20 protein-coding genes and 1 pseudogene are annotated in these 24,580 nt (G+C 72.7%); 20 read left to right on the top strand and 1 reads right to left on the bottom strand.

The annotated features are described in order from the left end of the window. The first annotated feature begins 159 nt into the window (after nucleotides 1–159). The 16 genes from ACQRUO_RS16895 (at nucleotide 160) to ACQRUO_RS16820 (ending at nucleotide 21,427) form a co-directional block, all read left to right on the top strand. Complete coding sequence (locus tag ACQRUO_RS16895; RefSeq protein ID WP_110671334.1) at nucleotides 160–1,185, top strand: rod shape-determining protein; 1,026 nt, start codon at nucleotides 160–162, stop codon at nucleotides 1,183–1,185. A gap of 47 nt (nucleotides 1,186–1,232) precedes the next feature. Further along, a complete protein-coding gene (gene mreC / locus ACQRUO_RS16890; protein WP_428316746.1) occupies nucleotides 1,233–2,216 on the top strand; it encodes a rod shape-determining protein MreC in 984 nt (327 codons plus the stop codon). Nucleotides 2,217–2,220: 4 nt separating this feature from the next. Further along, complete coding sequence (mreD, locus tag ACQRUO_RS16885) at nucleotides 2,221–2,835, top strand: rod shape-determining protein MreD (protein ID WP_428316745.1); 615 nt, start codon at nucleotides 2,221–2,223, stop codon at nucleotides 2,833–2,835. A gap of 33 nt (nucleotides 2,836–2,868) precedes the next feature. Continuing rightward, a complete protein-coding gene (gene mrdA, locus ACQRUO_RS16880; protein WP_428316744.1) occupies nucleotides 2,869–5,076 on the top strand; it encodes a penicillin-binding protein 2 in 2,208 nt (735 codons plus the stop codon). Then, nucleotides 5,073–6,278, top strand: a complete 1,206-nt coding sequence (gene rodA, locus ACQRUO_RS16875) for a rod shape-determining protein RodA (protein ID WP_428316743.1) — start codon at nucleotides 5,073–5,075, stop codon at nucleotides 6,276–6,278. The genes mrdA and rodA overlap by 4 nt, the downstream gene beginning before the upstream one ends. A 157-nt stretch (nucleotides 6,279–6,435) precedes the next feature. Further along, on the top strand, nucleotides 6,436–8,394 hold the full coding sequence (locus ACQRUO_RS16870) for a TIGR03960 family B12-binding radical SAM protein (RefSeq protein ID WP_428316742.1): 1,959 nt from the start codon (nucleotides 6,436–6,438) through the stop codon (nucleotides 8,392–8,394). 890 nt (nucleotides 8,395–9,284) lie between these two features. Further along, nucleotides 9,285–10,088, top strand: coding sequence for a TIGR03936 family radical SAM-associated protein (locus tag ACQRUO_RS16865; protein WP_428316741.1), 804 nt, complete (start codon nucleotides 9,285–9,287; stop codon nucleotides 10,086–10,088). A gap of 341 nt (nucleotides 10,089–10,429) precedes the next feature. Further along, nucleotides 10,430–13,861 carry an Rne/Rng family ribonuclease gene (locus ACQRUO_RS16860; RefSeq protein WP_428316740.1) on the top strand — a complete coding sequence of 1,144 codons (3,432 nt, stop codon included), beginning with the start codon at nucleotides 10,430–10,432 and terminating at the stop codon, nucleotides 13,859–13,861. 243 nt (nucleotides 13,862–14,104) lie between these two features. Next, nucleotides 14,105–14,419, top strand: a complete 315-nt coding sequence (gene rplU, locus ACQRUO_RS16855) for a 50S ribosomal protein L21 (protein WP_145906222.1) — start codon at nucleotides 14,105–14,107, stop codon at nucleotides 14,417–14,419. 16 nt (nucleotides 14,420–14,435) lie between these two features. Further along, entirely contained in the window at nucleotides 14,436–14,693 is a 258-nt protein-coding gene (gene rpmA, locus ACQRUO_RS16850) for a 50S ribosomal protein L27 (RefSeq protein ID WP_030058248.1), read from the top strand. Between the two features lie 97 nt (nucleotides 14,694–14,790). Then, nucleotides 14,791–16,269 (top strand): GTPase ObgE, encoded by a 1,479-nt coding sequence (gene obgE / locus ACQRUO_RS16845; RefSeq protein ID WP_428316739.1) that lies wholly within the window; start codon nucleotides 14,791–14,793, stop codon nucleotides 16,267–16,269. An 89-nt stretch (nucleotides 16,270–16,358) separates the two neighbouring features. Further along, complete coding sequence (gene proB / locus ACQRUO_RS16840; protein ID WP_428316738.1) at nucleotides 16,359–17,495, top strand: glutamate 5-kinase; 1,137 nt, start codon at nucleotides 16,359–16,361, stop codon at nucleotides 17,493–17,495. Nucleotides 17,496–17,550: 55 nt separating this feature from the next. Next, nucleotides 17,551–18,009: a hypothetical protein gene (locus tag ACQRUO_RS16835; RefSeq protein ID WP_428316737.1), complete on the top strand. Its 459-nt coding sequence runs from the start codon at nucleotides 17,551–17,553 to the stop codon at nucleotides 18,007–18,009. A 100-nt stretch (nucleotides 18,010–18,109) separates the two neighbouring features. Then, nucleotides 18,110–19,378, top strand: coding sequence for a glutamate-5-semialdehyde dehydrogenase (locus ACQRUO_RS16830; protein WP_428316736.1), 1,269 nt, complete (start codon nucleotides 18,110–18,112; stop codon nucleotides 19,376–19,378). A 286-nt stretch (nucleotides 19,379–19,664) separates the two neighbouring features. After that, on the top strand, nucleotides 19,665–20,255 hold the full coding sequence (locus ACQRUO_RS16825) for a hypothetical protein (RefSeq protein ID WP_428316735.1): 591 nt from the start codon (nucleotides 19,665–19,667) through the stop codon (nucleotides 20,253–20,255). Nucleotides 20,256–20,350: 95 nt separating this feature from the next. After that, the gene (locus ACQRUO_RS16820) at nucleotides 20,351–21,427 is read left to right on the top strand and encodes a hypothetical protein (RefSeq protein ID WP_428316734.1); all 1,077 of its coding nucleotides are present in this window, start codon (nucleotides 20,351–20,353) and stop codon (nucleotides 21,425–21,427) included. Nucleotides 21,428–21,494: 67 nt separating this feature from the next. Here ACQRUO_RS16820 and ACQRUO_RS16815 read toward each other — a convergent pair whose 3' ends face one another. Continuing rightward, nucleotides 21,495–22,631 carry a M48 family metallopeptidase gene (locus ACQRUO_RS16815; RefSeq protein ID WP_428316733.1) on the bottom strand — a complete coding sequence of 379 codons (1,137 nt, stop codon included), beginning with the start codon at nucleotides 22,629–22,631 and terminating at the stop codon, nucleotides 21,495–21,497. Nucleotides 22,632–22,841: 210 nt separating this feature from the next. Between ACQRUO_RS16815 and ACQRUO_RS16810 the strand changes: the two genes are divergently transcribed. The 4 genes and pseudogenes from ACQRUO_RS16810 to ACQRUO_RS16795 form a co-directional block, all read left to right on the top strand. Beyond that, complete coding sequence (locus tag ACQRUO_RS16810) at nucleotides 22,842–22,985, top strand: hypothetical protein (RefSeq protein WP_428316732.1); 144 nt, start codon at nucleotides 22,842–22,844, stop codon at nucleotides 22,983–22,985. Nucleotides 22,986–23,121: 136 nt separating this feature from the next. Beyond that, nucleotides 23,122–23,268: a hypothetical protein gene (locus ACQRUO_RS16805; RefSeq protein WP_428316731.1), complete on the top strand. Its 147-nt coding sequence runs from the start codon at nucleotides 23,122–23,124 to the stop codon at nucleotides 23,266–23,268. 116 nt (nucleotides 23,269–23,384) lie between these two features. After that, a complete protein-coding gene (gene nadD, locus ACQRUO_RS16800) occupies nucleotides 23,385–24,008 on the top strand; it encodes a nicotinate-nucleotide adenylyltransferase (protein ID WP_428316730.1) in 624 nt (207 codons plus the stop codon). Nucleotides 24,009–24,034: 26 nt separating this feature from the next. Beyond that, nucleotides 24,035–24,580 (top strand): annotated as a pseudogene (locus ACQRUO_RS16795) (hypothetical protein); the annotation flags it as partial.

The raw sequence follows: 24,580 nt of genomic DNA, 5'->3' as shown, positions 1-24,580 counted from the left end.
CCGACCCGCTCGCCGGGCGTGGCTACGATGGAGACACCTCGCGGGTCGAAGCGGCCCGCCGCGCTCTCCGCGCGCCGCTGTGCGGGTCTCATGCGAGGCTCAACTACCTGCCCATGACGTCCAGTTCGGGAAGGCGTTCCACACCCCATGGCGAACAACCTGTCGTTCATCGGCCGTGACCTGGCGATCGACCTCGGCACTGCCAACACGCTGGTGTACGTCAGGGGCAAGGGCATCGTCCTGAACGAACCGTCAGTCGTGGCGGTCAACACCAACACCGGTGGCATCCTCGCGGTCGGCTCCGAGGCCAAGAAGATGATCGGGCGCACGCCCGGCAACATCATCGCCATCCGCCCGCTCAAGGACGGCGTGATCGCCGACTTCGAGATCACCCAGCGGATGCTGCGCTACTTCATCCAGAAGATCCACCGCCGCCGCTACCTGGCCCGCCCCCGCGTGGTGGTCTGCGTGCCCAGCGGCATCACCGGCGTCGAGCGCCGCGCCGTGGTCGAGGCCAGCCACCTGGCCGGCGCCCGCCAGGTGCACATCATCGAGGAGCCGATGGCCGCCGCGATCGGCGCCGGCCTGCCGGTCCACGAGGCCACCGGCAACATGGTGGTCGACATCGGCGGCGGCACCACCGAGGTCGCGGTGATCTCGCTCGGCGGCATCGTCACCGCCCAGTCCATCCGGGTGGCCGGCGACGAGCTGGACAACGCGATCGTCCAGCACATCAAGAAGGAGTACTCGCTGCTGCTCGGCGAGCGCAGCGCCGAGCAGATCAAGATGAGCATCGGGTCGGCCTACGGCTCGGAGAACGAGAAGGACGAGCACGCCGAGATCCGCGGCCGCGACCTGGTCAGCGGCCTGCCCAAGACCGTGGTGATCTCCGCGGCCGAGGTCCGCGAGGCGATCGACGAGCCGGTCAACTCGATCATCGATGCGGTCAAGACCACGCTGGACCAGTGCCCGCCGGAGCTGGCCGGCGACGTGATGGACCGCGGGGTGGTGCTCACCGGCGGCGGCGCGCTGCTGCGCGGCCTGGACGAGCGGCTGCGCCGCGAGACCGGCATGCCGATCCACATCGCGGAGAACCCGCTGGACTCGGTGGCGCTCGGGTCCGGGCGCTGTGTCGAGGAGTTCGAGGCCCTGCAGCAGGTACTGGACGCTCAGCCGCGTCGTTAGACCAACCGTCAAGACCCGACACTTCCAGAAGGGGCAGCCCCGCCGCCGTGAGGGACACACGAGAGAGCCGACTGCTGCTCATCCTGCTGGTGGCGGTGGCCTTCGCCCTGATCACCGTGGACATCAAGGGGGGCGAGAGCTCCCCGCTGAACGGCGCCCGGCGCACCGCGGCCGACGTCTTCGGCCCGATCGAGCGCGGTGCCGCGGGCTCCGTCGACCCGATAGCCCGCACGGTGCGGGCGATCCGCGACTCGGGCACCGAGGAATCGCGGCTCAACCAGATCAACGCGGAGAACACCGAGCTGCGCCAGAAGCTCGCCTCCTCCGACGCCGCCACCGGCCGGACCAAGCAGCTGGACGACCTGCTGCGCACCGCCGGCACCGGTGGCTACACCATCAAGGCCGCGCAGGTGATCGCCATCGGCGCGGCCCAGGGCTTCTCCTGGACCGTCACCATCGACGCCGGCAGCGACGACGGGCTGCAGCGCGACATGACCGTGATCAACGGCCAGGGCCTGGTCGGCCGGGTCACCACGGTGGCCCCGACCACCGCCACCGTGCTGCTCGCCACCGACCCCGGCTTCACCGCCGGCACCCGGATGGAGGGCAGCGGCGAGATCGGCTTCGCCGCCGGCCAGGGCCAGGGCCCGCTCAAGGTGGAGCTGCTCAACGGCAAGGCGCAGGTCAAGCCGGGCGACCGGCTGGTGACCTTCGGCTCGCAGAGCGGCCGCCCGTTCGTGCCCGGCGTCCCGGTCGGCGCCGTCACCCAGGTGGAGGCGACCCCCGGCGAGCTGACCAAGACGGTGCTGGTCCAGCCCTTCGTCTCGTTCACCAGCCTCGACCTGGTCGGGGTCGTCGTGGTGCCGCCGCGCACCGACCCGCGGGACTCGGTGCTGCCCCCGTCGCCGAGCCCGAGCCCCACCCCGGCGCCCAGCCAGCCGCCCGCTCCGCCGGCCGTCGCCGCGGCCCAGCCCTCCGGTGCGCCGCAGGCCCAGCCCGCCCAGCCCGCCGCCTCGCCGTCAGGGGACTGATCCGATGGTCGTCAAGCGCGTCCTGCTCTCCGCCCTGCTGGTCCTGTTCGCCCTGGTCGTCCAGGTCAGCGTGCTGGGCCGGCTGGAGCTGCCCGGTGCCACCCCGGACCTGCTGCTGCTCGTGGTGGTCGCGCTCGGGCTGGTCTTCGGCCCCACCGGCGGATGCCTGACCGGCTTCGCCGCCGGTCTGCTGGCCGACCTGGCCCCGCCCTCCGACCACGCGATCGGCCGCTACGCGCTGGTGCTCTGCCTGATGGGCTACGCGGCCGGGCTGCTGCGCGCCGAGCCGGGCCGGCAGCGCTCGGTCCTGGCGCCGCTGCTGGTGGTGGCCGGCGCCGCGGTGGTCTCCACCCTGCTGTACGCCGGCGTCGGCGCCCTGGTCGGCGACACCGCCGCCCGGCACGTCGGGCTGCCCTCGCTGGCCGGCACCGCGCTGCTCTACGACCTGCTGCTCGCGCCCTTCGTGGTGCCGGCGGTGATGCTGCTGGCCCGCCGGGTCGACCCGGAGGCGGCCGGCGGCGAGGTGTCCGGGCCGGGCCTGGGCACCGTCGCCCGCTACCGCACCACCCGGGAGGCCTCCTCCGTTCCGACGGGTCGCAAGTTCCGCGTGAAGTCCTGACCCGAGCTGCTTGGCCGGAGGGGAGTCCTAGAGGTGAGCAACATCCCGCAGACCGGGCGCACCCGCCGGGTGACGATCCGCCTGGTCGTGCTGCAGATCCTGGTGCTGTCACTGCTCGGCACGCTGGGCGGGCGGCTCTGGTACCTGCAGATCCGCAACGGCAGCCAGTACACCGCCCAGGCGTCCAACAACCACATCCGCGAGGTGGTCTCATCGGCCATCCGCGGCGAGATCCTGGACGCCAACGGGCAGGTGCTGGCCGGCAACCAGACCAAACTCGTGGTCTCGGTCAGCCGCACCTCGCTGCTGGAGCAGAAGGACCACGGCAAGGCGGTGCTCACCCGGCTGGCCCAGGTGCTCGGGATGAACCCCAAGGACGTCCAGGACAAGGTCCGGCTCTGCGACGCCAAGACCCCGCAGCCCTGCTGGAACGGCTCGCCCTACCAGCCGATCCCGGTCACCGAGTCGGCCAACACCCAGCAGGCGCTGGAGATCATGGAGCGCCGCGAGGACTTCCCCGGCATCACCGCCCAGCCCACCGCGGTGCGCCAGTACCCCGGCCCGGACGGCGCCAACATGGCCCAGGTGCTGGGCTACCTCTCGCCGGTCACCGACGACGAGGTCACCAGGACGGCCAACCAGACCGGCAAGAACAAGTACCTGCCGAGCGACCAGATCGGCCGCGCCGGCCTGGAGTCGGTCTACGACAGCGACCTGCGCGGCACCACCGGCGTGGACCGGCTGGAGGTGGACAACCTCGGCCGGGTGATCGGCACGGCCGGCTCCACCCCCGCCCAGCCCGGCGACAACGTGGTGACCAGCATCGACGCCCGGGTACAGAAGGTGGTCGAGGACAACCTCAACCAGGCGATGACCGACGCCCGCAACACCTTCGACACGGTGACCAACCAGAACTTCATCGCCGACTCCGGGGCGGCCATAGTGATGGACGTGCACACCGGGCGGATCGTCGCCATGGCCAGCGCGCCGACCTACGACCCCAACCTCTGGGTCGGCGGCATCTCGGCCAAGGACTACGGCAACCTGACCAACCAGGCCTCGAACTACCCGCTGCTCAACCGGGCGATCCAGGGCCAGTGGGCACCCGGCTCGACCTTCAAGGTGGTCTCCACCAGCGCCGCCGTGCAGGCCGGCTACTCGCTGGACGGCCACTACCCGTGCCCGTCGAGCCTGACCATCGGCGGCCGCGAGTTCAAGAACTTCGAGGGCGAGTCCGCCGGTGACATCTCGCTGGAGAAGGCGCTGGAGATCTCCTGCGACACCGTCTTCTACGGCCTCTCCTACGACCAGTGGATGAAGGACGGCGGCATCCACCCCAAGAACCCGGCCGACTGGTTCTACAAGACCGCCCACCAGTTCGGCCTCGGCGCCAAGACCGGCATCGACCTGCCGGCCGAGGTGCCGGGCCGGGTCCCCGACCGCCAGTGGAAGCAGGACTTCTACAACGCCAACAAGGACGCCTGGTGCAAGCAGGCGGCCGGCGGCGGCACCGACTACGCCACCGAGATCGCCCGCGAGAACTGCGTGGACGGCAACGTGATGCGCGCCGGTGACTCGGTCAACTACGCCATCGGCCAGGGCGACACGCTGGTCACCCCGCTGCAGGAGGCCACCATCTACTCGGCGTTGGCCAACGGCGGCACGCTCTACAAGCCCTCGGTGGTCAAGGCCGTCGTCACCCCCAGCGGCCAGCTGGTCCAGGACATCGCGCCGCAGGTCAACGGCAAGCTGCCGGACGACCAGAAGACCCTGCAGTACATCAACGAGGCCACCGCCGGCGTCATCACCGAGGGCACCGCGGCCTGGAAGTTCACCGGCGCCGGCTGGCCGCAGGACAAGATCCAGCTGCACGCCAAGACCGGTACCGCCGAGGTCTACGGCAAGCAGACCACCTCCTGGCTGGCCACCTACAGCAACGACTACGCGGTGATCATGACCATCAGCCAGGCCGGTACCGGCTCCGGCGGTTCCGGTGACGCGGTGCGGCGGATCTACCAGGCGCTGTACGGCGTGGACGACAAGGGCACCATCGACCCGACCAAGGCGCTGCTGCCCACCCCGCAGACCCAGCTGCCCAAGTTCAACCCGGACGGCACCGCGGTGCTGCCGGCGGCCTCCTACACCCTCGACTACCCGCCGGCCCCGGCCAGGCCAGCGGTCTACACCGACCTGGTCGCGGTCGAACCCGCGCTGCGCACCAGCGGAAGGAGCCGGGCGTGACCTCCTCCTCGTACGGCTCCTACCGGCAGCTGCGGTTCTCCCCCGAGCGCGGCCCGCTCGCCCGGGCGCTGGCCAAGGACGGCCCGCTGCGCCGGCTGGACTGGGTGATAATCCTCGCCGCGCTGGTGCTGTCGCTGGGCAGCTCGCTGCTGGTCTGGTCGGCCACCCGCGGCCGCGACTCGCTGACCCACGGCGACCCGCAGTACTTCCTCTACCGCCACCTGACCAACATGGTGATCGGCGTGCTGCTCTGCGCCGGCGCGATCGCGATAGGGCACCACCGGATCCGGGCCGCGGTGCCGGTGCTCTACGTGCTGGCCATCCTGATGCTGCTGGCCACCCTCAGCCCGCTCGGCTCGACCATCAACGGCGCGCACTCCTGGATCCAGTTCGGCGGCGGCTTCTCCATCCAGCCGGCCGAGTTCGCCAAGCTGGCGATCGTGCTCGGGATGGCCCTGGTGCTCTCCTCCCGGGTGGACACCGGCGAGCGGGACCAGCCTCCCAGCCGGACCGTGGTGCAGGCGCTGGCGCTGGGCGCGATCCCGATAGGGATCGTGCTGCTGATGCCCGACCTCGGCTCGGTGATGGTGATGGCGGTGACCATCCTGGGCATCCTGCTCGCCTCCGGGGTGGCCAACCGCTGGCTCTTCGCCCTGATGAGCGCGGGTGGCCTCGGCGCCACCGCGGTCTGGAAGCTCGGGGTGCTGAGCAAGTACCAGATCGACCGCTTCGCCGCCTTCGCCAACCCGGCGCTGGACCCCGCGGGCGTCGGCTACAACACCGCCCAGGCCCGGATCGCCATCGGCTCCGGCGGCCTGACCGGCAAGGGCCTCTTCCACGGCACCCAGACCATAGGGCAGTTCGTGCCCGAGCAGCAGACCGACTTCGTCTTCACCGTGGCGGGGGAGGAGCTCGGCTTCGTCGGCGGCCTGGCCATCATCGGGCTGGTCGGGATCATCCTCTGGCGGGCCTGCCGGATCGCCCGGCAGGCGACCGACCTGTTCGGGACCGTGGTGGCCGGCGGGGTGATCACCTGGTTCGCCTTCCAGTCCTTCGAGAACATCGGGATGACGCTGGGCATCATGCCGGTGGCCGGCATCCCGCTGCCGTTCGTCAGTTACGGCGGCTCCTCGATGTTCGCCGGGTGGATCGCGATCGGGCTGCTCCAGGCGGTCCGGACCCAGCGGCCGATAGCGGGCTGATCGGCGGCGGCCCGGCCGACTCGCGGCGACCCAACTGGTTGGCGGCGACCCTACTGGCCGGCGGCGACCCGGCTGACCTGCGGCGTTCCGGGTCGCCCCGCGCGTCACGCTACCCTTGAGGGTCGCCCCCGCCACTCGAACCAAAGGGTTTCGCCGCATGCCAGTCGAATCGGTCTTCCCACGCCTGGAGGCCCTCCTCCCGCACGTCCAGAAGCCGATCCAGTACGTCGGCGGCGAGCTCAACTCGACCGTCAAGGAGTGGGACTCCTGTGACGTGCGGTGGGCCCTGATGTACCCGGACGCCTACGAGGTCGGCCTGCCCAACCAGGGCGTCATGATCCTCTACGAGGTGCTGAACGAGCGCGAGGGCGTGCTCGCCGAGCGGACCTACAGCGTCTGGCCGGACCTGGAAGCGCTGATGCGCGAGCACGGCGTGCCCCAGTTCACCGTCGACGCGCACCGCCCGGTGCGGTCCTTCGACGTGTTCGGGCTCTCCTTCTCCACCGAGCTCGGCTACACCAACATGCTGACCGCGCTCGACCTGGCCGGCATCCCGCTGGCCGCCGCCGACCGCACCGACGAGGACCCGATCGTGCTGGCCGGCGGCCACGCGGCCTTCAACCCCGAGCCGATCGCGGACTTCATCGACTGCGCGGTGATCGGCGACGGCGAGCAGGCCGTGCTGGACATCACCGAGATCGTCCGGGCCTGGAAGGCCGAGGGCCGCCCCGGCGGTCGCGACGAGCTGCTGCTCCGGCTGGCCAAGACCGGCGGGGTCTACGTCCCGCGGTTCTTCGACGTCGAGTACCTGCCGGACGGCCGGATCGCCCGCGTGGTGCCGAACGCGCCCGGCGTGCCGTGGCGGGTCTCCAAGCACACCGTGATGGACCTCGACGAGTGGCCCTACCCCAAGCAGCCGCTGGTGCCGCTCGCCGAGACGGTGCACGAGCGGATGTCGGTGGAGATCTTCCGCGGCTGCACCCGCGGCTGCCGCTTCTGCCAGGCCGGCATGATCACGCGCCCCGTGCGGGAGCGAAGCATCACCGGCATCGGCGAGATGGTGGAGCGCGGGCTCAAGGCCACCGGCTTCGAGGAGGTCGGCCTGCTCTCGCTCTCCTCGGCCGACCACACCGAGATCGGTGACATCGCCAAGGGCCTGGCCGACCGCTACACCGAGGACAAGATCGGCCTCTCGCTGCCCTCCACCCGGGTCGACGCCTTCAACATCGACCTGGCCAACGAGCTGACCCGCAACGGCCGCCGCTCCGGCCTCACCTTCGCCCCCGAGGGCGGCAGCGAGCGGATCCGCAAGGTGATCAACAAGATGGTGTCGGAGGAGGACCTGATCCGCACCGTCGCCACCGCCTACGGCAACGGCTGGCGCCAGGTGAAGCTGTACTTCATGTGCGGCCTGCCCACCGAGACCGACGAGGACGTGCTGCAGATCGGCACCATGGCCAAGAACGTGATCCAGAAGGGTCGCGAGGTCACCGGCCAGAACGACATCCGCTGCACCGTCTCGATCGGCGGCTTCGTGCCCAAGCCGCACACCCCGTTCCAGTGGGCCCCGCAGCTCTCCGCCGAGGAGACCGACGCCCGCCTCGCCAAGCTGCGCGACTCGATCCGCGGCGACCGCAAGTACGGCAAGAACATCGGCTTCCGCTACCACGACGGCAAGCCCGGCATCGTCGAGGGCCTGCTCTCCCGCGGCGACCGCCGGATCGGCGCCGTCATCCGCGCCGTCTACGAGGACGGCGGCCGCTTCGACGGCTGGCGCGAGCACTTCTCCTACGACCGCTGGATGGACAGCGCGGAGAAGGCCCTGGCCGGCACCGGCGTCGACGTCGCCTGGTACACCACCCGCGAGCGCAGCTACGAGGAGGTCCTGCCCTGGGACCACCTGGACAGCGGCCTCGACAAGGACTGGCTCTGGGAGGACTGGCAGGACGCCCTCGAGGAGGTCGAGGTGGACGACTGCCGCTGGACGCCGTGCTTCGACTGCGGGGTGTGCCCGCAGCTGGACACCCATATCCAGATCGGCCCCACCGGGCAGAAGCTGCTGCCGCTGACGGTGGTCAAGACCGGCGCTGACCAGGGCGAAGGCGCTGGGGTGTGACCGAGGCTGAGAGGTTCGCTCTTCTGGGTGAACTCGGGGTCGGTCTGAACTTCGTCAGCGTCTGACGGCAACAGGTCGGCCTCCCCCCTTCCGGGTAAGGGGGGAGGCCGACCTGCTTTTCGGGCTCAGTTGCCGCGGTGTACTTAGAAGTCCAGGTGCTGCGGTTGAAGCGGGTCCACCAGAGGCTGGCGCCGGCGCTTCCGCCGCGGTGGACGCAGTACAGGTGGTTGTTGAAGACCGCGAGGGCGGGGCCCTCCTTGCTGTGGTGGTTGGGGAATGCGGTGTCCGGGGACCAGCCGTTGTCCGGGTCGTAGACGGTCCACCACAGCTTGCCCTACGTCTCCGCGGCGGGTTCGCCTCCCGGGGGCGGCGCCGGCCGTACCTCGGCCGTTCCACGTCCCGCATATGACAATGACAAGCAGCATCTGTGCGGTCACACAGTGCTGCCGAGAGGGAGGGGTCTGCGGAGGGGCGGAACCGGCCGGAGTCGCGCTCCGCTTGGGGGTGAAGGGGGAGTTCAGCCCCCCACGTGGGGGCTGTCGGGTGTCCTGGGTGGGGTAACTCTTCTGGGAGCGGCTGGAGTTGGGGTGGCGGGGCGGGTGGGCGTCGGCGGATTCGGTGGCGGTGTGGAGTCGGGCGACTTCCGCGGGTGATCGCTGGCTGAACGCTCGCGCGGGCGGGTCGAGTTGGGGCGGCGCAGGTCGGTCGGCGGAAGCGGGGCGGCGTGAGCAGGTCAGGGGTGGACCCGCCCCGGGTAGGCTTGCTGATTGACAGAGTCCGGAACCGGTGACACGCGACCGCGGATGACCCGGCCCCGGAGCAGGCTTCTCACGAAGGACTGAGCGACCCTGGCACGCCGCACGCCCGACGGCCCGCCTCCCGCACCGACGGTGCAGCGCATCCGTCTGCGCTACACCAAGCGGGGCCGTCTGCGCTTCACCAGTCACCGCGACTTCCAGCGGGCCTTCGAGCGGGCCCTGCGCCGCTCCGCCGTACCCATGGCGTACTCGGCCGGTTTCACCCCGCACCCGAAGGTGTCCTACGCCAATGCCGCTCCCACCGGGGTGGCCAGTGAGGCTGAGTACCTGGAGATCGGCCTGGCCGACTTCCGCGACCCGCAGCTGCTGCGGGCGCAGCTGGACGAGTCGCTGCCCACCGGGCTGGACATCGTGGACGCGGTCGAGGTGCGCACCCCGAACTTCGTCGAGCGGCTGGAGGCCTCGCTCTGGGAGCTGCGGCTGCCGGGCGTGACCGAGGAGGAGGCGCGGCGCGCGGTCGAGATCTTCCTCGCGGCCGAGCAGGTCGAGGTGCAGCGGCAGACCAAGAACGGGCTGCGGGTCTTCGACGCGCGCGGGGCCGTGGCCCGGCTGGAAGCGGCCTCGGCGCCGTCCGGCGTTGGTCCGGTCGGGGAATCGTCGGGCACCTCCGATGTTCGTACCGGTCAGGCCTGTGCGATACTGCGCCTGGTAGTACGACATGCCACACCCGCCGTACGACCAGACGACGTCTTGTCCGGTCTCCGTGCGACGGCCGACCTGGCGCTGCCGGTCCCCGCTGAGGTGACCAGGCTGGCGCAGGGGCCGCTCGATGAGGAGTCCGGCACGGTGACCGACCCGCTGGCGCTCGACCGCGCTGCGGCCCCGGCCGTCCCATCGGAGACGGCCGTCGAGCCGCAGGCCGCAGCGTCCGCCTAGCGGGCGGAGGCGAGAGCCGGATTAACCGCCCGGCTCTGCGCGCTCCAGGTTCCCGCAGCTCCCAAGGGGAGCGAGCGTCGTCGCGCACAGGCCCTGGGAGCCACCTGGGTTGTGGGGCCGCGCAGCTTGGGAAAACCTGAGAAGACTGGTCAGACCAGAAGACTTTCGACTCCCCGCACCAGGCGGGGCGCCGAGCGAGACTACGAGCCCCTGTGCGGCCTCGCGTCCGTACGGCGGCACGGTGGAGAGTCGGCCCGGGCGCCGAAGCGCCCGCGGCCGGCCACCGGTGCCCGGCCGTGCCTGGGTGCGGAGCCCGGGGGCCTGACGGGAGATCCACCCGCATGCCTGAGAACGAGAACAACGATTCGCAGCAGGCCCCGATCGGGGATGCTGCCCCGCCGCGCCGCCGTCGCCGCGCGGTGTCCCGCCCGGCCGGCACCCCGCAGGGGGTCGAGACCGCGGAGACCGTGATCCCGGCGGCCGAGCCCGCCGCGGAGCCGGCCGAGGCCGCTGCCGAGCCGGCCGAGGCGCCGGCGGAGAAGCCGGTGCGGGCGCGCCGGACCCGTAAGCGGGTCGAGGCCCCGGCGACCACTGCGGTGGCCGAGGAGACCCCGGCTGAGGAGCCGGCGGCTGAGCCCGTCGCTGAGGTGGCCGAGGCGCCGGCGGAGAAGCCGGTGCGGGCGCGTCGCACCCGTAAGCGGGTCGAGGCGCCGGAGACCACCCCGGTGGTCGAGGAGACCCCCGCCGAGGAGCCGGTGGCCGAGGCGCCCGCCGAGAAGCCGGTGCGGGCGCGCCGGACCCGTAAGCGGGTCGAGGCCCCGGCGACCACCCCGGCGGCCGAGGAGACCCCCGCCGAGGAGCCCGCCGCCGAGGAGGAGGAGCAGCCCGCCGCCGAGCAGCCGGCCGCCCCCGCCCCGGAGCAGCCCGCCCCGGAGCAGCCCGCCGAGGAGCACCCGGTCGAGGCCCCCCGGGCCCGCCGCCGCGCCGTGCGCCCGGCCACCGCCGTCTTCCAGGCCCCGGTCTTCCAGGAGCCCAGCGCCTACGTCGCCCCCGCCGCCGCCTCGGCCGCCGCCGCCGAGAAGGTGGAGAAGGCGCCCGCCGCCCCCGCGCCGGCTGCTGCCGCCGCCGAGGAGGAGGACGAGTTCGAGTACAGCGGTGTCGGCCGTCGCCGTCGCACGGGCCGCGCCGCGGTCCGGGTGACCACCGCGCCGAGCCGTCCGGCCGCCGCGAGGGTCGCGAAGGCCGCGAAGGTCGAGAACGTCGAGAAGGTCGAGAAGGCGCCCGCCGTCGAGGAGACCCCCGCCGAGCCCGCGGTCGCCCGCGGCCCGGAGCAGGAGGGCGAGTGGGAGGAGGACGGCCGGCCGTCCTCGCGCCGCCGTCGTCGTGGTGGGCGCCGTCGCCGCCGTGGTGAGGCGGAGGAGTTCGAGGCCGAGACCCAGGAGCTGGAGCCCGCCGCCGCGGCTGCCGAGCAGGCCGCCGAGGAGCAGCAGGTCGAGGACGAGGGTGTCGAGGAGGAGGACGAGGACGACCTGGCCGGTGGCCTGGCCTCGTCCCGCCGGCGCCGCCGTCGGCGTCGCCGCAGCGGCGACACCGGCCCCGAGGCGCCCGAGGGCGTCTCCGAGGACGGTGTCCGCACGGTCGTGAAGGTGCGCGAGCCGCGCCGCCGTTCCACCGAGCCGGCCTTCGACCCGGACGAGGTGCAGTCGATCAAGGGCTCGACCCGCCTGGAGGCCAAGAAGCAGCGCCGCCGCGAGGGCCGCGAGCTGGGCCGCCGCCGGGTGCCGATCATCACCGAGGCCGAGTTCCTGGCCCGCCGCGAGTCGGTCGAGCGGGTCATGGTGGTCCGCCAGAACGGCCAGCGCACCCAGATCGGCGTCCTGGAGGACGGCGTCCTGGTCGAGCACTACGTCAACAAGGAGCAGGCCACCTCCTACGTCGGCAACGTCTACCTGGGCAAGGTCCAGAACGTGCTGCCGTCGATGGAGGCCGCCTTCGTCGACATCGGCAAGGGCCGCAACGCGGTGCTGTACGCCGGTGAGGTGAACTTCGGCCAGCTCGGTCACAGTGGCCCGCGCCGCATCGAGTCGGTGCTGAAGTCGGGGCAGTCGGTGCTGGTCCAGGTCTCCAAGGACCCGATCGGCCACAAGGGCGCCCGCCTGACCAGCCAGATCTCGCTGCCCGGCCGTTACCTGGTCTACGTGCCCGAGGGCTCGATGACCGGCATCAGCCGCAAGCTGCCGGAGAACGAGCGGGCCCGGCTGAAGCAGATCCTCAAGAAGATCGTCCCGGACGACGCGGGCGTGATCGTGCGCACCGCCGCCGAGGGCGCCAGCGAGGAGGAGCTCACCCGCGACGTGCAGCGCCTGCAGTCGCAGTGGGAGGAGATCCAGAAGAAGGCCGCCACCGGCAACGCGCCGACCCTGCTCTACGGCGAGCCGGACATGACCGTCCGGGTGGTGCGCGACATCTTCAACGAGGACTTCACCAAGGTCATCGTCTCCGGCAACGACGCGTGGAACACCATCCACGAGTACGTCTCCTCGGTGGCCCCGGACCTGGCCGGCCGGCTGCAGAAGTGGACCTCGGACGTCGACGTCTTCGCCACCTACCGGATCGACGAGCAGCTGATGAAGGCGCTGGACCGCAAGGTCTGGCTGCCCAGCGGCGGTTCGCTGGTGATCGACCGGACCGAGGCGATGGTCGTCATCGACGTCAACACCGGCAAGTTCGTCGGTCAGGGCGGCAACCTCGAGGAGACCGTCACCCGTAACAACATCGAGGCGGCCGAGGAGATCGTCCGCCAGCTGCGGCTGCGCGACCTCGGCGGCATCATCGTGATCGACTTCATCGACATGGTGCTGGAGTCCAACCGCGACCTGGTGCTGCGCCGCCTGCTGGAGTGCCTGGGCCGGGACCGGACCAAGCACCAGGTGGCCGAGGTCACCTCGCTGGGCCTGGTGCAGATGACCCGCAAGCGGGTCGGCCAGGGCCTGCTGGAGTCCTTCTCCGAGGCCTGCGTGCACTGCAACGGGCGCGGCGTGATCGTGCACATGGAGCAGCCGACCGCCCCCGGTGGCGGTGGCGGCCCGGTCGGCACCGCCGGCGAGGCGGGCACCGGCAAGCGCCGGCGCCGCGGCAAGGGCGGTGCCGGGGCGGAGGAGCAGCCGGCGGCGGTCACCGCGGTCGACGAGGCGGAGCCGCACGAGCACGAGGAGTTCGAGCTGGTCTCCCGCGACGAGCCGGCGGTCGAGGTCGTCGAGGCCCCGGTTGCCGAGGTCGCGCAGGCCCCGGTTGCGGTCGCCGAGGCCGCCCCGGTCGCGGAGCCGGTGGCCGAGGCCCCCGCCGCCGCGCCGGCCGGTCGCACCCGCCGCCGTGCGGTGCGCAAGGCCACCGCGCCGGCCGGTGCGCCGGGCGAGGCCGAGATCGTGGTGCTGCAGTCGCGGGCCGAGGCCGTGGTGGAGGCCGCGCTGGCCGCTGCCGCGGAAGGGGCCGCCGAGGCCGCTGCCGTGGTCGAGGAGGCCGCGGAGCCCGTCACCGAGCAGCCCTCCGCCGAGGCCGTCGAGGCGCCGGCCGAGGAGGCCGCTGCCGAGGAGGCGCCGGCGCCGAAGAAGCGGGCCGTCCGCAAGACGGCGGCCAAGAAGACCACCACCGCCGCCAAGAAGACGACGGCGACGGCGGCCAAGAAGACCACCGCGCGCAAGACCGCGACCAAGCGGGCCAGCGCGGCGGCCAAGAAGGCGGTCGCGGCCGAGGGCGACTCGGCCGCGGAGTGACCGGAGGGGTGCGGGACGGCTCGTGGCCGTCCCGCACCCCGTCGGCTCACCCGGTCCGGTTTGCCCCAGCGGCACCCGATCCGTATTCTTGACCCTCGGCGTGTCTACGCCACGCTCCCGAGCACTTCACCTCCTGGTGCCGCGACAGCCCAGCTGCCGACGGTCCGGGGGAGGCCCCTGTGTCCGTACCCAGGTGGCTGGCATCGGCGAGTTCCGAACCGAGTAGTGGAAAGCAGGTACCGCATGTACGCGATCGTTCGCGCCGGCGGCCGCCAGCACAAGGTCGCCGTCGGCGACGTGCTGGAGATCGACCGTGTCGACGTCAAGCCGGGTGACTCGGTGGAGCTCGCGACCATCCTGGTCGTCGACGGTGAGGCCGTCACCTCCGACCCGTGGGTTCTGGCCGGTGTGAAGGTCCACGCCGAGGTCGTCGACCACACCAAGGGCGAGAAGATCACGATCCTCCGCTACAAGAACAAGACCGGCTACCGTCGGCGCCAGGGTCACCGCCAGCGCCACACCGCCGTCCGCATCACGAGCATCGACTCCGCGAAGTAAGTAAGGGGATAGCGAGATGGCACACAAGAAGGGCGCAAGCTCTACCCGCAACGGCCGTGACTCGAACGCCCAGCGCCTCGGCGTCAAGCGCTTCGGCGGCCAGGTCGTCAGCGCCGGCGAGATCCTCGTCCGCCAGCGCGGCACCCACTTCCACCCGGGTGCCGGTGTCGGTCGCGGTGGCGACGACACCCTGTTCGCGCTGACCGCCGGTGCGGTCCAGTTCGGCAACCGTCGCGGCCGCAAGGTCGTCAACATCGTGGCCGTCGAGGCCTGATCCAGCTCACTCGCTGGATCCTTGCAGGGTGGATCGGGTTTCTCCGGTCCACCCTGCACGTTTTTCCCCACCCCGTCGCCAATGGGAGGCACCGCTCATGACCACCTTCGTGGACCGCGTCGAACTGCACGTCGCCGCGGGTAACGGAGGCCACGGCTGCGCCTCCGTGCACCGGGAGAAGTTCAAGCCGCTGGGCGGCCCGGACGGCGGCAACGGCGGCGAGGGCGGCAGCGTGACCCTGGTGGTGGACGCCAACATCACCACCCTGCTGGAGTACCACCACTCGCCCAAGCGCAAGGCCGGCAACGGCAAGCCGGGGGCCGGCGGCCACCGCACCGGTGCGGACGGCGAGAACCTGGTGCTCCCGGTGCCGGACGGCACCGTGGTGCTGGACAAGCGCGGCAACGTGCTGGCCGACCTGGTGGGCCACGGCACCGCCTTCGTGGCCGCCGCGGGCGGCCGTGGCGGCCTCGGCAACTCGGCGCTGGCCTCGGCCCGCCGCAAGGCCCCCGGCTTCGCGCTGCTCGGCGAGCCCGGCGAGGTCCGCGACATCGTCATGGAGCTCAAGTCGGTCGCCGACGTCGCCCTGGTGGGTTACCCGAGCGCCGGCAAGTCGTCCCTCATCTCGGTGCTCTCGGCGGCCAAGCCGAAGATCGCGGACTACCCCTTCACCACCCTGATCCCCAACCTCGGCGTGGTCACCGCCGGCGAGACGGTCTACACCGTCGCCGACGTGCCCGGGCTGATCCCCGGGGCCAGCCAGGGCAAGGGCCTGGGCCTGGAGTTCCTGCGGCACGTCGAGCGCTGCTCCGTGCTGGTGCACGTGCTGGACTGCGCGACCCTGGAGCCGGGCCGCGACCCGCTCACCGACCTGGAGACCATCGAGGCCGAGCTCACCGAGTACGGCGGCCTGGACGACCGGCCGCGCCTGGTCGCCCTGAACAAGGTCGACGTCCCGGACGGCCAGGACATCGCCGACCTCACCCGCGCCTCGCTGGAGGAGCGCGGCTACCGGGTCTTCGAGGTCTCCGCGGCCTCCCGCCAGGGCCTGCGCGAGCTGAGCTTCGCGCTCGCCCAGATCGTCGCCGAGGCCCGGGCGGCCAAGCCGATCCAGGAGTCCACCCGGATCGTGCTGCGCCCGACGGCGGTCGACGACGCCGGCTTCACCGTCACCGAGGAGGACGGCGCCTACCGGGTGCGCGGCGTCAAGCCGGAGCGCTGGGTGCGCCAGACCGACTTCAACAACGACGAGGCCGTCGGCTACCTGGCCGACCGCCTGGCCCGCCTCGGGGTCGAGGACAAGCTGTGGAAGGTCGGCGCCCACGAGGGTGACACCGTCATCATCGGCCCCGACGAGAACGCGGTGGTCTTCGACTGGGAGCCGACCATGGCCGCCGGTGCCGAGATGCTCGGCCGCCGCGGCGAGGACCACCGGATGGAGACCCAGCGTCCGGCCGTCGACCGGCGCCGCGAGCGGCAGAAGGGCCGGGACGCCGCCGAGGCCGAGTACCTGGCCTTCGAGGCGCTCTCCTCGGGCCGGCCCGCCGCCCTCGACGAGGGCGACGACGAGGACTGACAGTCCATCCGGTGAAACCCGCTACGGGCCGGTCCGCGAAGTCGCGTAGATTGCGCGCAGGACCGGCCCCGGCACAGCGAGGAAGAGCGATGAGCGACCAGACACTGCGTCAGGACGTCCTGACCGCCCGGCGGATCGTCGTGAAGGTCGGCTCCTCCTCGCTCACCACCGCGGCCGGCGGTCTGGACGCCGACCGGGTGGACGCGCTGGTCGACGCGCTCGCCAAGGCGCTCGACCGGCCGGACGCGCCGGAGATCGTGCTGGTCTCCTCCGGCGCCATCGCGGCCGGGCTGGCCCCGCTCGGCCTGGACCGGCGGCCCAAGGACCTGGCCCGCCAGCAGGCCGCGGCCAGCGTCGGCCAGGGGCTCCTGGTGGCCCGCTACACCGCCTCCTTCGCGCGCTACGGCCGCCGGGTCGGCCAGGTGCTGCTCACCGCCGAGGACGCCAGCCGCCGCGCCCACTACCGCAACGCCTACCGGACCCTGGACCAGCTGCTCGCGATGGGCGCGATCCCGGTGGTCAACGAGAACGACACGGTGGCCACCGCCGAGATCAAGTTCGGCGACAACGACCGGCTCGCCGCCCTGGTCGCCCACCTGGTCCGGGCCGACCTGCTGATCCTGCTCTCCGACGTGGACGGCCTCTACGACGGCGACCCGAGCAAGCCCGCCAGCCGGCGGATCGCCGAGGTGCACGGCCCCCAGGACCTGGCCGGCGTCGAGATCGGCAGTGCGGGCAAGGCGGGGGTCGGCACCGGCGGCATGGTGACCAAGGTCGAGGCGGCCCGGATCGCCACCGGCGCCGGCATCCCGGTGGTGCTCACCGCCGCCCGGCACGCGGCCGACGCGCTGGCCGGCCGGCCCACCGGCACCCTCTTCGCCCGGACCGGCGCGCGCACCGCCGACCGCCTGCTCTGGCTGGCCCACGCGAGCAGCCCGCGCGGTGCGCTGCACCTGGACGAGGGTGCGGTGCGGGCGGTGGTGGATGGCGGCAAGTCGCTGCTGCCGGCCGGGGTCACCAAGGTGGACGGGGAGTTCACGGCCGGCGATCCGGTCGACCTTCTTGCGGAAAACGGTCACATCGTCGCCCGTGGCCTGGTCAACTTTGATGCGAGGGAGCTGCCGCGCCTGCTCGGCCGGTCGACCCGGGAGCTGGCTCAGGAGCTCGGCGCCGCGTACGAGCGCGAGGTCATCCACCGGGACGACCTGGTGGTGCTGCGCGGCTGACGGCCCGTCCGGTCGCGGCGGGGCCGGGACGACCGCGTCGAACAGGAGGCCGCCGGTGGGACGTCGGGGCGACCGAGTGCTGCCCGGGGCGGCTGTCGAGGGCGGCGCCACCGTCCGGCAGCTGCGGCCGTCGGCGGAGCCGGGGGAGTCGGGGGAGCCCGGCGATGTCGAGCAGGGCCGGCTCTGGCACGTGGTGCTGAGCGTGGCCGGCCAGGTGACCCCGCTGGGCACGCTGCGGGCCGGGCTGGAGCGCCTGGCCCACGACCACTCGTTCTTCCTGACCGCCCGGTACGCCGCCGACCACGCCGAGATCCGCTACTGGGAGCAGGCCCGCGACCTGCACGACGCGGCGGCGATCGCGCTGCGGCTGTGGGGCGAGCACAAGGCCAGCGCCAAGCTGCCGCCGTGGGAGATCGTCGGGCTGGAGGTGATCGACCGGGCCACCTACCAGCAGCGGATCGCCGAGGGCTTCGGCCGCCCGCCGGCCCAGCTGGGCGGGGTGCACCCGTACTGAGCGGGGGCACGGCCGGTCGGGCGCTCATCCGATCGGGTGAGCATCTCAGTGGGTGACGGGCCGCCCGGGCCGCCCCCGGCGAGTCGTTACCCTTCAGGACATGACCATCGACAGCCCCGTCCTCGCCACCGCCCGCCGCGCCAAGGCCGCCGCCGCCGAGCTCGCCCCGCTGCCGCGCGCGGCCAAGGACGCCGCGCTGCTGGCGATCGCCGACGCCCTGGAGGCCCGCGCCGCCGAGCTCACCGCCGCCAACGCCGAGGACGTCGCCCGGGCCGAGCAGGCCGGCACCCCGGCCTCGGTGGTCGACCGGCTCACCCTGACCGGGGAGCGGATCGCCGCCATCGCCGCCGACGTGCGCAAGGTGGCCGGGCTGCCCGACCCGGTCGGCGAGGTGATCCGCGGCTACACGCTGCCCAACGGCCTGGACGTCCGTCAGGTCCGGGTCCCGCTCGGGGTGGTGGGCATCATCTACGAGGCCCGCCCGAACGTCACGGTGGACGCCGCCGCGCTCTGCCTGAAGTCCGGCAACGCGGTGCTGCTGCGCGGTTCGGCCTCCGCCTACCGGTCGAACACCGCGCTGGTGGCCGTGCTGCGCGACGCGGTGGCCGCCGCCGGGCTGCCGGCCGACGCGGTGCAGCTGGTCCCCGGGGAGGGGCGGGAGTCGGTGACCGAGCTGATGCGGGCCCGCGGCCTGGTCGACGTGCTGATCCCGCGCGGCGGGGCCTCGCTGATCAAGACGGTGGTGGAGGGCTCCACCGTGCCGGTGATCGAGACCGGGACCGGCAACTGCCACGTCTACGTGGACGCGCAGACCGACCTGGCGATGGCGGTGGGCATCCTGCTCAACTCCAAGGCGCAGCGGGTCAGCGTCTGCAACTCGGCCGAGACCCTGCTGGTCCACCAGGAGGTGGCCGAGGAGTTCCTGCCGCTCGCGCTGGCCGCGCTGGCCGAGGCCGGCGTCACGGTGCACGGCGACGAGGCGGTGTGCAAGCTGGCGGCGGGCTCGCCGGCCACCGTGCTGCCGGCCACCGACGAGGACTGGGCGGCGGAGTACCTCTCGCTGGACCTGGCCGCCGCCGTGGTGCCCTCGCTGGAGGCCGCGGTCGAGCACATCCGGCGCTGGTCCTCGGGCCACACCGAGGCGATCGTGACCACCTCGCAGGCCGCCGCCCGCCGCTTCACCCAGCTGGTCGACTCGACCACGGTGGCCGTCAACGCCTCCACCCGGTTCACCGACGGCGGCGAGTTCGGCTTCGGGGCCGAGATCGGGATCTCGACCCAGAAGCTGCACGCCCGCGGCCCGATGGGGCTGCCGGAGCTGACCTCCACCAAGTACATCGTCACCGGCGACGGCCACCTGCGCGGCTAGGGCCTCTCTTATGGATCTTGTCGGATCAGCGCGCGGCGGTGGGCGCCCGGCTGGGCGTGCCGGCGGATCGTCCTCGTACTGGGTCGTACTTGGATGGTCCGCCGGTGCGTCCAGGCGGGATGCCCGGCGTCGCGCGCCCGGCAAGATCCGTAAGAGAGGCCCTGGCCGACAGGGCCCGGGCCCAGGGGCCCGCGGCCCGACGAACGGTCCAGGGCGGCTCGACGCCGCGTCAGCCCAAGTGCCGGGAGCCACAGACAAATCGCGCCCCCGGTAATACGCTGATTCCGTGGCTGAGGAAGCGGGGGACTCGCCGTACTTCGACGGCGCCGACCACGGTGGAGCGGACGACGAGTTCGCCACCGTGGTCCTTGACGAGGCCTTCGTCAGATCCGCCGCAGTGCACGAGCCCAGCGCCCGGGAGCGGCTGCTGGCCGCCGCCGAGGCCCGCAGCGAGCCCGAGCCGGGCACCGCGAGCCGGGCGGTCGAGTACGGCGACCGCTTCGAGGGCCTGCCGCTGGAGCTGCGTCCGCACCCCGCCGGGGTGGAGGACGACCGGATCTACACCGAGCCCTGGGTGGGCTCGAACCGCGAGCCGGTCCGCCGGCGCGCGGTCCGCTGGCCCGGCTACGGGTCGCGGGCGGACGGCCGCGGGCAGGTCGCGCAGCAGCGCTGGCACCGGCCGCTGGCCTGGATCCTGGTGATCGTGATGGGGGTCAGCCTGGTGGCGGTCGCGGTCGCGGCGGTCTACCGGGGTACCGGCGGTGCCCCCGGACGGCGTCCCGAGGTCGGCACCAGCCGTCCGGCCTCCCCGGCGCCGCCCGGTGCCGAGGCCAGCGTCGGGCCGAGCACGGTCGCCGTGCCGCAGCCGACCCGATGAGGCGGCCGGGCCGGCGTCCGGCCGGCAGGTCACCGCTCGGAAACGTTGGTTCCGGGGCCTCGTTCCGGGCCGCCCCCCGGCTCTACCCTTGATGCATGGGTGACCCGGGTGAGCCTCCGGAGGGTGCGCCCGAGGGCGGTTCCGGAAGCGATGACGAGTACCGATCCGTCGTTTTCGACGAGTCCTTCATCCGGGCTGCCCGGATCACCGAGCTGTCGGCCGAGGAGCGGCTCGGCGGCGGCGCCCGGGCGATCCGGCACAAGCTCGGGGTCGGCCCGTTCTCCTCGCTGCCCCGGCAGGCGCTGACCCTGCTGCTGCTCATCGTGCTGGCCTTCGGGGCGGCGGTGTACTTCGGCGTGACCAGTCCGCAGCGCGAGCCGCTCGGCACCGGCGGCAGCCAGCTGACCGCCGAGCTGACCGCGCTGAGCCCGGCCGGCGGCACCGTGCCGGCGGCCGACCCGAGCAGCCCGTTCGCCTCCCTCACGGCCGCGGCGGGCTACGCGGACGGCAGCGCGGGCTTCGGCCTGCCTGCCGCCCGTGCCGCCACCGCGCACTTCAGCCAGGCCCAGGTGGCGGCCGCGGTGGACACCGTGCGCCGCTACCTGGAGGCCTCCTCGCTCGCCCCGGCGGTGCTGGTGCAGGGCGACACCACCTCGGTGCGGGCCCTGCTGGCGCCGGACGAGCAGAGCCAGTTCGACGCCGGTCTGACCGCCCCGACGGACGACCAGCACCACAGCCTGACCGGCTGGATGGTCCGCTTCGACCCGCTGCGGGTCGGGCTGGCCAGCCCGACCGTGAAGGTGGCCGGCAGCGTCACGGTGACCGAGCTGAACCCGGGCACCCTGGAGCTGGTCAGCGACCACACCCTGGTGTACGCGCTGCGCCCGGCCGGCGCGGTGACCAACGGCCCGGTCAGCCTCTACACGGTCCGCCGCGAGCTGCGCTTCGACCTCGGCCCGACCGACATCGCCAACGGTCAGGTGCACCTGGTCGACTCGGTGGAGCAGGCCGGCCCGAGCGCCTGCACGGCGGACCAGGCCGAGTACCTGCAGCCGCTGCCGGTCGGCCCGACCGGTCCGCTGGGCGGCCTGCCCGGCGCGGTGAACCCGGCCGACCGGGCGCAGCCGGCCTGGCAGAGCTGCGCGGTGCTGGCCACCCCGGGCGGGCACTGAGACCCGTCCGGCAAGCGGTCCGGGCCGCCCGGCCGGCGCGGGGCGGTGTGCCCCGCGCCGGCCTCGATCACTTCTCGCCGGAGCCCGAGCCCGAGCCCGAACCGGAGCCGGAGCCCGCACCGGCCTCCGAGCCCGCCTCGCCGTCCTCGCCGCCGTCGCGGGGGCCGCTGCGGGCACCGGTGAAGGTGTCGCGCAGCTTGCCGCCGACCGAGCCGGCGCCGTCCGCGATGTCGCGCAGCAGCGAGAAGAGCGGGTCCTTGCTCTCCTTGATCGACTTGCCGTAGGAGTCGGCCGCCGCCTTCCACTGCTCGGAGACGCTGGTGTCCGGGTCGTCCGCGCGGCGCGGGTAGGCGCCGGCCAGGATCGAGCGGTACTCCTCGCTCTCCGACCACTTCTTCAGCTTGGCCACCCGGACCACCGCGAACGGGTGGGTCTGCGGCAGCACCTGGAGCAGCTTCAGCACGCCGTCCCGCAGGTCGCCGGCCTTCTCGTACTCCTCGGCCTGCTCCAGGAAGGCGTCCACGTTCATCTCGCCCAGGTTGTGGCCGCCGGCGAGCTTCATCAGGCCGCGCATCGAGGCCTGCGGGTCCTGCCCGGCCAGCAGGCCGGCCCGGTCGCAGGAGAGCTCGGCCTTGCGGAACCACTCCTTGAGCGCGGTGACCAGCGCCATGATGGCGAGGTTGCCGAGCGGGATCCAGCCGAGCCGGGTGGCCAGGTTGGTCAGGATCAGCAGCATGGTGCGGTAGACCGCGTGGCCGGACATCGCGTGGCCGACCTCGTGGCCGATCACCGCCCGCAGCTCCTCCTCGTCGAGCAGCTCGACCAGGCCGGTGGTCACCACGATGACCGGGGTGTCCATCCCGATGCACATCGCGTTGACGTTCGGGTCCTGGGTGACGTAGAGGTCGGGCACCTGCTCCAGGTCGAGGATGTAGGCCGCGTCCCGGACCATGTTGAAGAGCTCCGGGTACTGGCGCTCGGAGGTCTTCACGGCGGTGGCCAGGAACATCAGCCGCACGCTGCGCTCGGAGACCAGGCCGGCGAGCTTCTTCAGGACGTCGTCGAAGCCCGAGAGCTTGCGCAGCGCGACCAGGGCGGACCGGTCCGCCGGGTGCTCCCAGGCCCGGGTGGAGATCCCGGGGAAGCGCTGGCGACGGCGACTGGGCGTGCCGGCGGTGCCGCCCGGCTGGGTGGAATCGGTCATGTGCTGAGTACCTCCTGCTCGACGCCGGTCCCGGCCTTCGCCGGCCCCCGCTGGATCCGTCCTTGGCTCAACGCCCGCGTGCGCGTACTCGTCCCCGGGCTCAGCGTAGCCGCCGGGCGGCACCGCACCGGGGGCGGTGCCGCGCACCCGGGTGAGGCGGGTCTACGCTGGCTGTCCCGACGTTTCACAGCCTCTCCGAGGAGCTCGCCCATGTCCCCCGACCACCTGCTGAACCTGGCCGCCATCTCCAACGGCCCCGGCCCGGGTCTCTTCCTTCGGCTGGTGGTGGTCGGGTCGATCATCGGCGTCTGCCTGCTCGCCTGGATCCTGGTCCGGGCCGGCCGCGACAACTGACGTCTCACCGCTAGTCAGACGCGGGGAGCCGCCGAGCGGTTGCGGATAAAGGCCTCGTAAGATGAGGAGTGCGGGCCGCTCTGGCTCGCCGGGACCCGTGTCCTGGCCCCACCGAGTCGAGAAGGCCCAGCCGATCATGACCGCTAGCGCCCTGCCCGCCCTCACCCGTATCGCCGAGGGTGGCGGCCACAACAGCCTGAACCCGCTGCTCACCGGCGGCAGCGCGCTCTTCATCCTGCTGCTGCTGCTCTTCCTGGTCACCCGTTTCAACAAGGACCGCTGAGTCGGCCCCTGGCAGTCGTGCGGAGGGAGCGCCCCGGCAGCGGGTCGCTCCCTTCGGCGTGCTCCGGCGCGGGTGGCTGGACCGCTCCGGCACCACGTCGCGTAAGGTGTTCCGCCATGGGAGAGAGCAGGCCGACGGCGCGGCCCGACCGGCGCAGGCGGCTCGGTGTGATGGGTGGAACCTTCGACCCGATCCACCACGGGCACCTGGTCGCCGCCAGTGAGGTGGCCAGTGCCTTCCACCTGGACGAGGTGGTCTTCGTCCCGACCGGTCAGCCCTGGCAGAAGAGCGGCAGCAGCGTCTCCTCCGCCGAGGACCGGTACCTGATGACGGTGATCGCCACCGCGGAGAACCCGCAGTTCTCGGTCAGCCGGATCGACATCGACCGGGCCGGACCGACGTACACCGTCGACACCCTGCGCGAGCTGCGCGCCCAGCACCCGGACTCCGACCTCTTCTTCATCACCGGCGCGGACGCCCTGGCCCAGATCCTCTCCTGGCGCGACGCCGAGGAGCTCTTCGCGCTCGCCCACTTCATCGGCTGCACCCGTCCTGGTCACACGCTCACCGACGCCGGGCTGCCGGCCGGCGGGGTCTCGCTGGTCGAGGTGCCCGCACTGGCCATCTCCTCGACCGACTGCCGGCTGCGGGTGGCCAAGGGCGAGCCGGTCTGGTATCTCGTCCCGGACGGCGTGGTGCGGTACATCGACAAGCGGGCGCTCTACCTGGACGCCGGCTGAGCCGGAGGAAGACCTTGAGGGATGGCGTGACGGCAGACCACCAAGGGGCCGAGGGCGGCGACTGGTCCACGGGACAGTACCCGCAGCAGGCGTACCAACAGCAGCCGTACGAGTCGTACCCGCAGGGGTACGGGTCCTACGAGCAGCAGCCCTACGAGCAGTCGTACGAGCCGGGCGGCTACGCCCAGCCCTACCAGGAGCCGGCCTACCAGGAGCAGGCCCACCAGCAGCCGGGCTACCCGCAGCAGCAGGCCTACCAGCAGCCGGGCTACCCGGCGCAGGCGTACGCCGGGGGCTACCAGCAGCCGGTCGCGCCGCCGCAGCAGCCGGTGCACCCGCAGCAGTCGCCGTACGAGGCCGCGCCGTACGCGCAGCCGTACGAGCAGCCGTACGAGCAGGGTGTCTACGCCCAGCCCTACCAGCAGCCGGGCTACCCGCAGCAGACCGTGCCGGCGCAGCAGGCGCCCGCCCCGCCGATCCCACCCCAGCAGAGCGTCCGGCAGGCCGCGCCGCCGCAGGCCGCCCCCCGGCCGGCCCCGCCGCGCCCGCGCCCGGCGAGATCGGAAGAGCAC

The organism is Kitasatospora sp. LaBMicrA B282, assembly GCF_050325825.1.
GTDB lineage: Bacteria > Actinomycetota > Actinomycetes > Streptomycetales > Streptomycetaceae > Kitasatospora.
Note: the sequence above shows the minus strand (reverse complement) of the source record. Positions and strands in the feature narration are given on the sequence as shown.

Coding starts and splice junctions, on each gene's coding strand:
- ACQRUO_RS16820 (WP_428316734.1), top strand. CDS start 20,351: ATGGGTGACCCGGGTGAGCCTCCGGAGGGTGCGCCCGAGGGCGGTTCC.
- proB (WP_428316738.1), top strand. CDS start 16,359: ATGAGCGACCAGACACTGCGTCAGGACGTCCTGACCGCCCGGCGGATC.
- nadD (WP_428316730.1), top strand. CDS start 23,385: ATGGGAGAGAGCAGGCCGACGGCGCGGCCCGACCGGCGCAGGCGGCTC.
- ACQRUO_RS16860 (WP_428316740.1), top strand. CDS start 10,430: ATGCCTGAGAACGAGAACAACGATTCGCAGCAGGCCCCGATCGGGGAT.
- mreD (WP_428316745.1), top strand. CDS start 2,221: ATGGTCGTCAAGCGCGTCCTGCTCTCCGCCCTGCTGGTCCTGTTCGCC.
- ACQRUO_RS16870 (WP_428316742.1), top strand. CDS start 6,436: ATGCCAGTCGAATCGGTCTTCCCACGCCTGGAGGCCCTCCTCCCGCAC.
- ACQRUO_RS16810 (WP_428316732.1), top strand. CDS start 22,842: ATGTCCCCCGACCACCTGCTGAACCTGGCCGCCATCTCCAACGGCCCC.
- obgE (WP_428316739.1), top strand. CDS start 14,791: ATGACCACCTTCGTGGACCGCGTCGAACTGCACGTCGCCGCGGGTAAC.
- ACQRUO_RS16815 (WP_428316733.1), bottom strand. CDS start 22,631: ATGACCGATTCCACCCAGCCGGGCGGCACCGCCGGCACGCCCAGTCGC.
- ACQRUO_RS16805 (WP_428316731.1), top strand. CDS start 23,122: ATGACCGCTAGCGCCCTGCCCGCCCTCACCCGTATCGCCGAGGGTGGC.
- rpmA (WP_030058248.1), top strand. CDS start 14,436: ATGGCACACAAGAAGGGCGCAAGCTCTACCCGCAACGGCCGTGACTCG.
- rplU (WP_145906222.1), top strand. CDS start 14,105: ATGTACGCGATCGTTCGCGCCGGCGGCCGCCAGCACAAGGTCGCCGTC.
- ACQRUO_RS16830 (WP_428316736.1), top strand. CDS start 18,110: ATGACCATCGACAGCCCCGTCCTCGCCACCGCCCGCCGCGCCAAGGCC.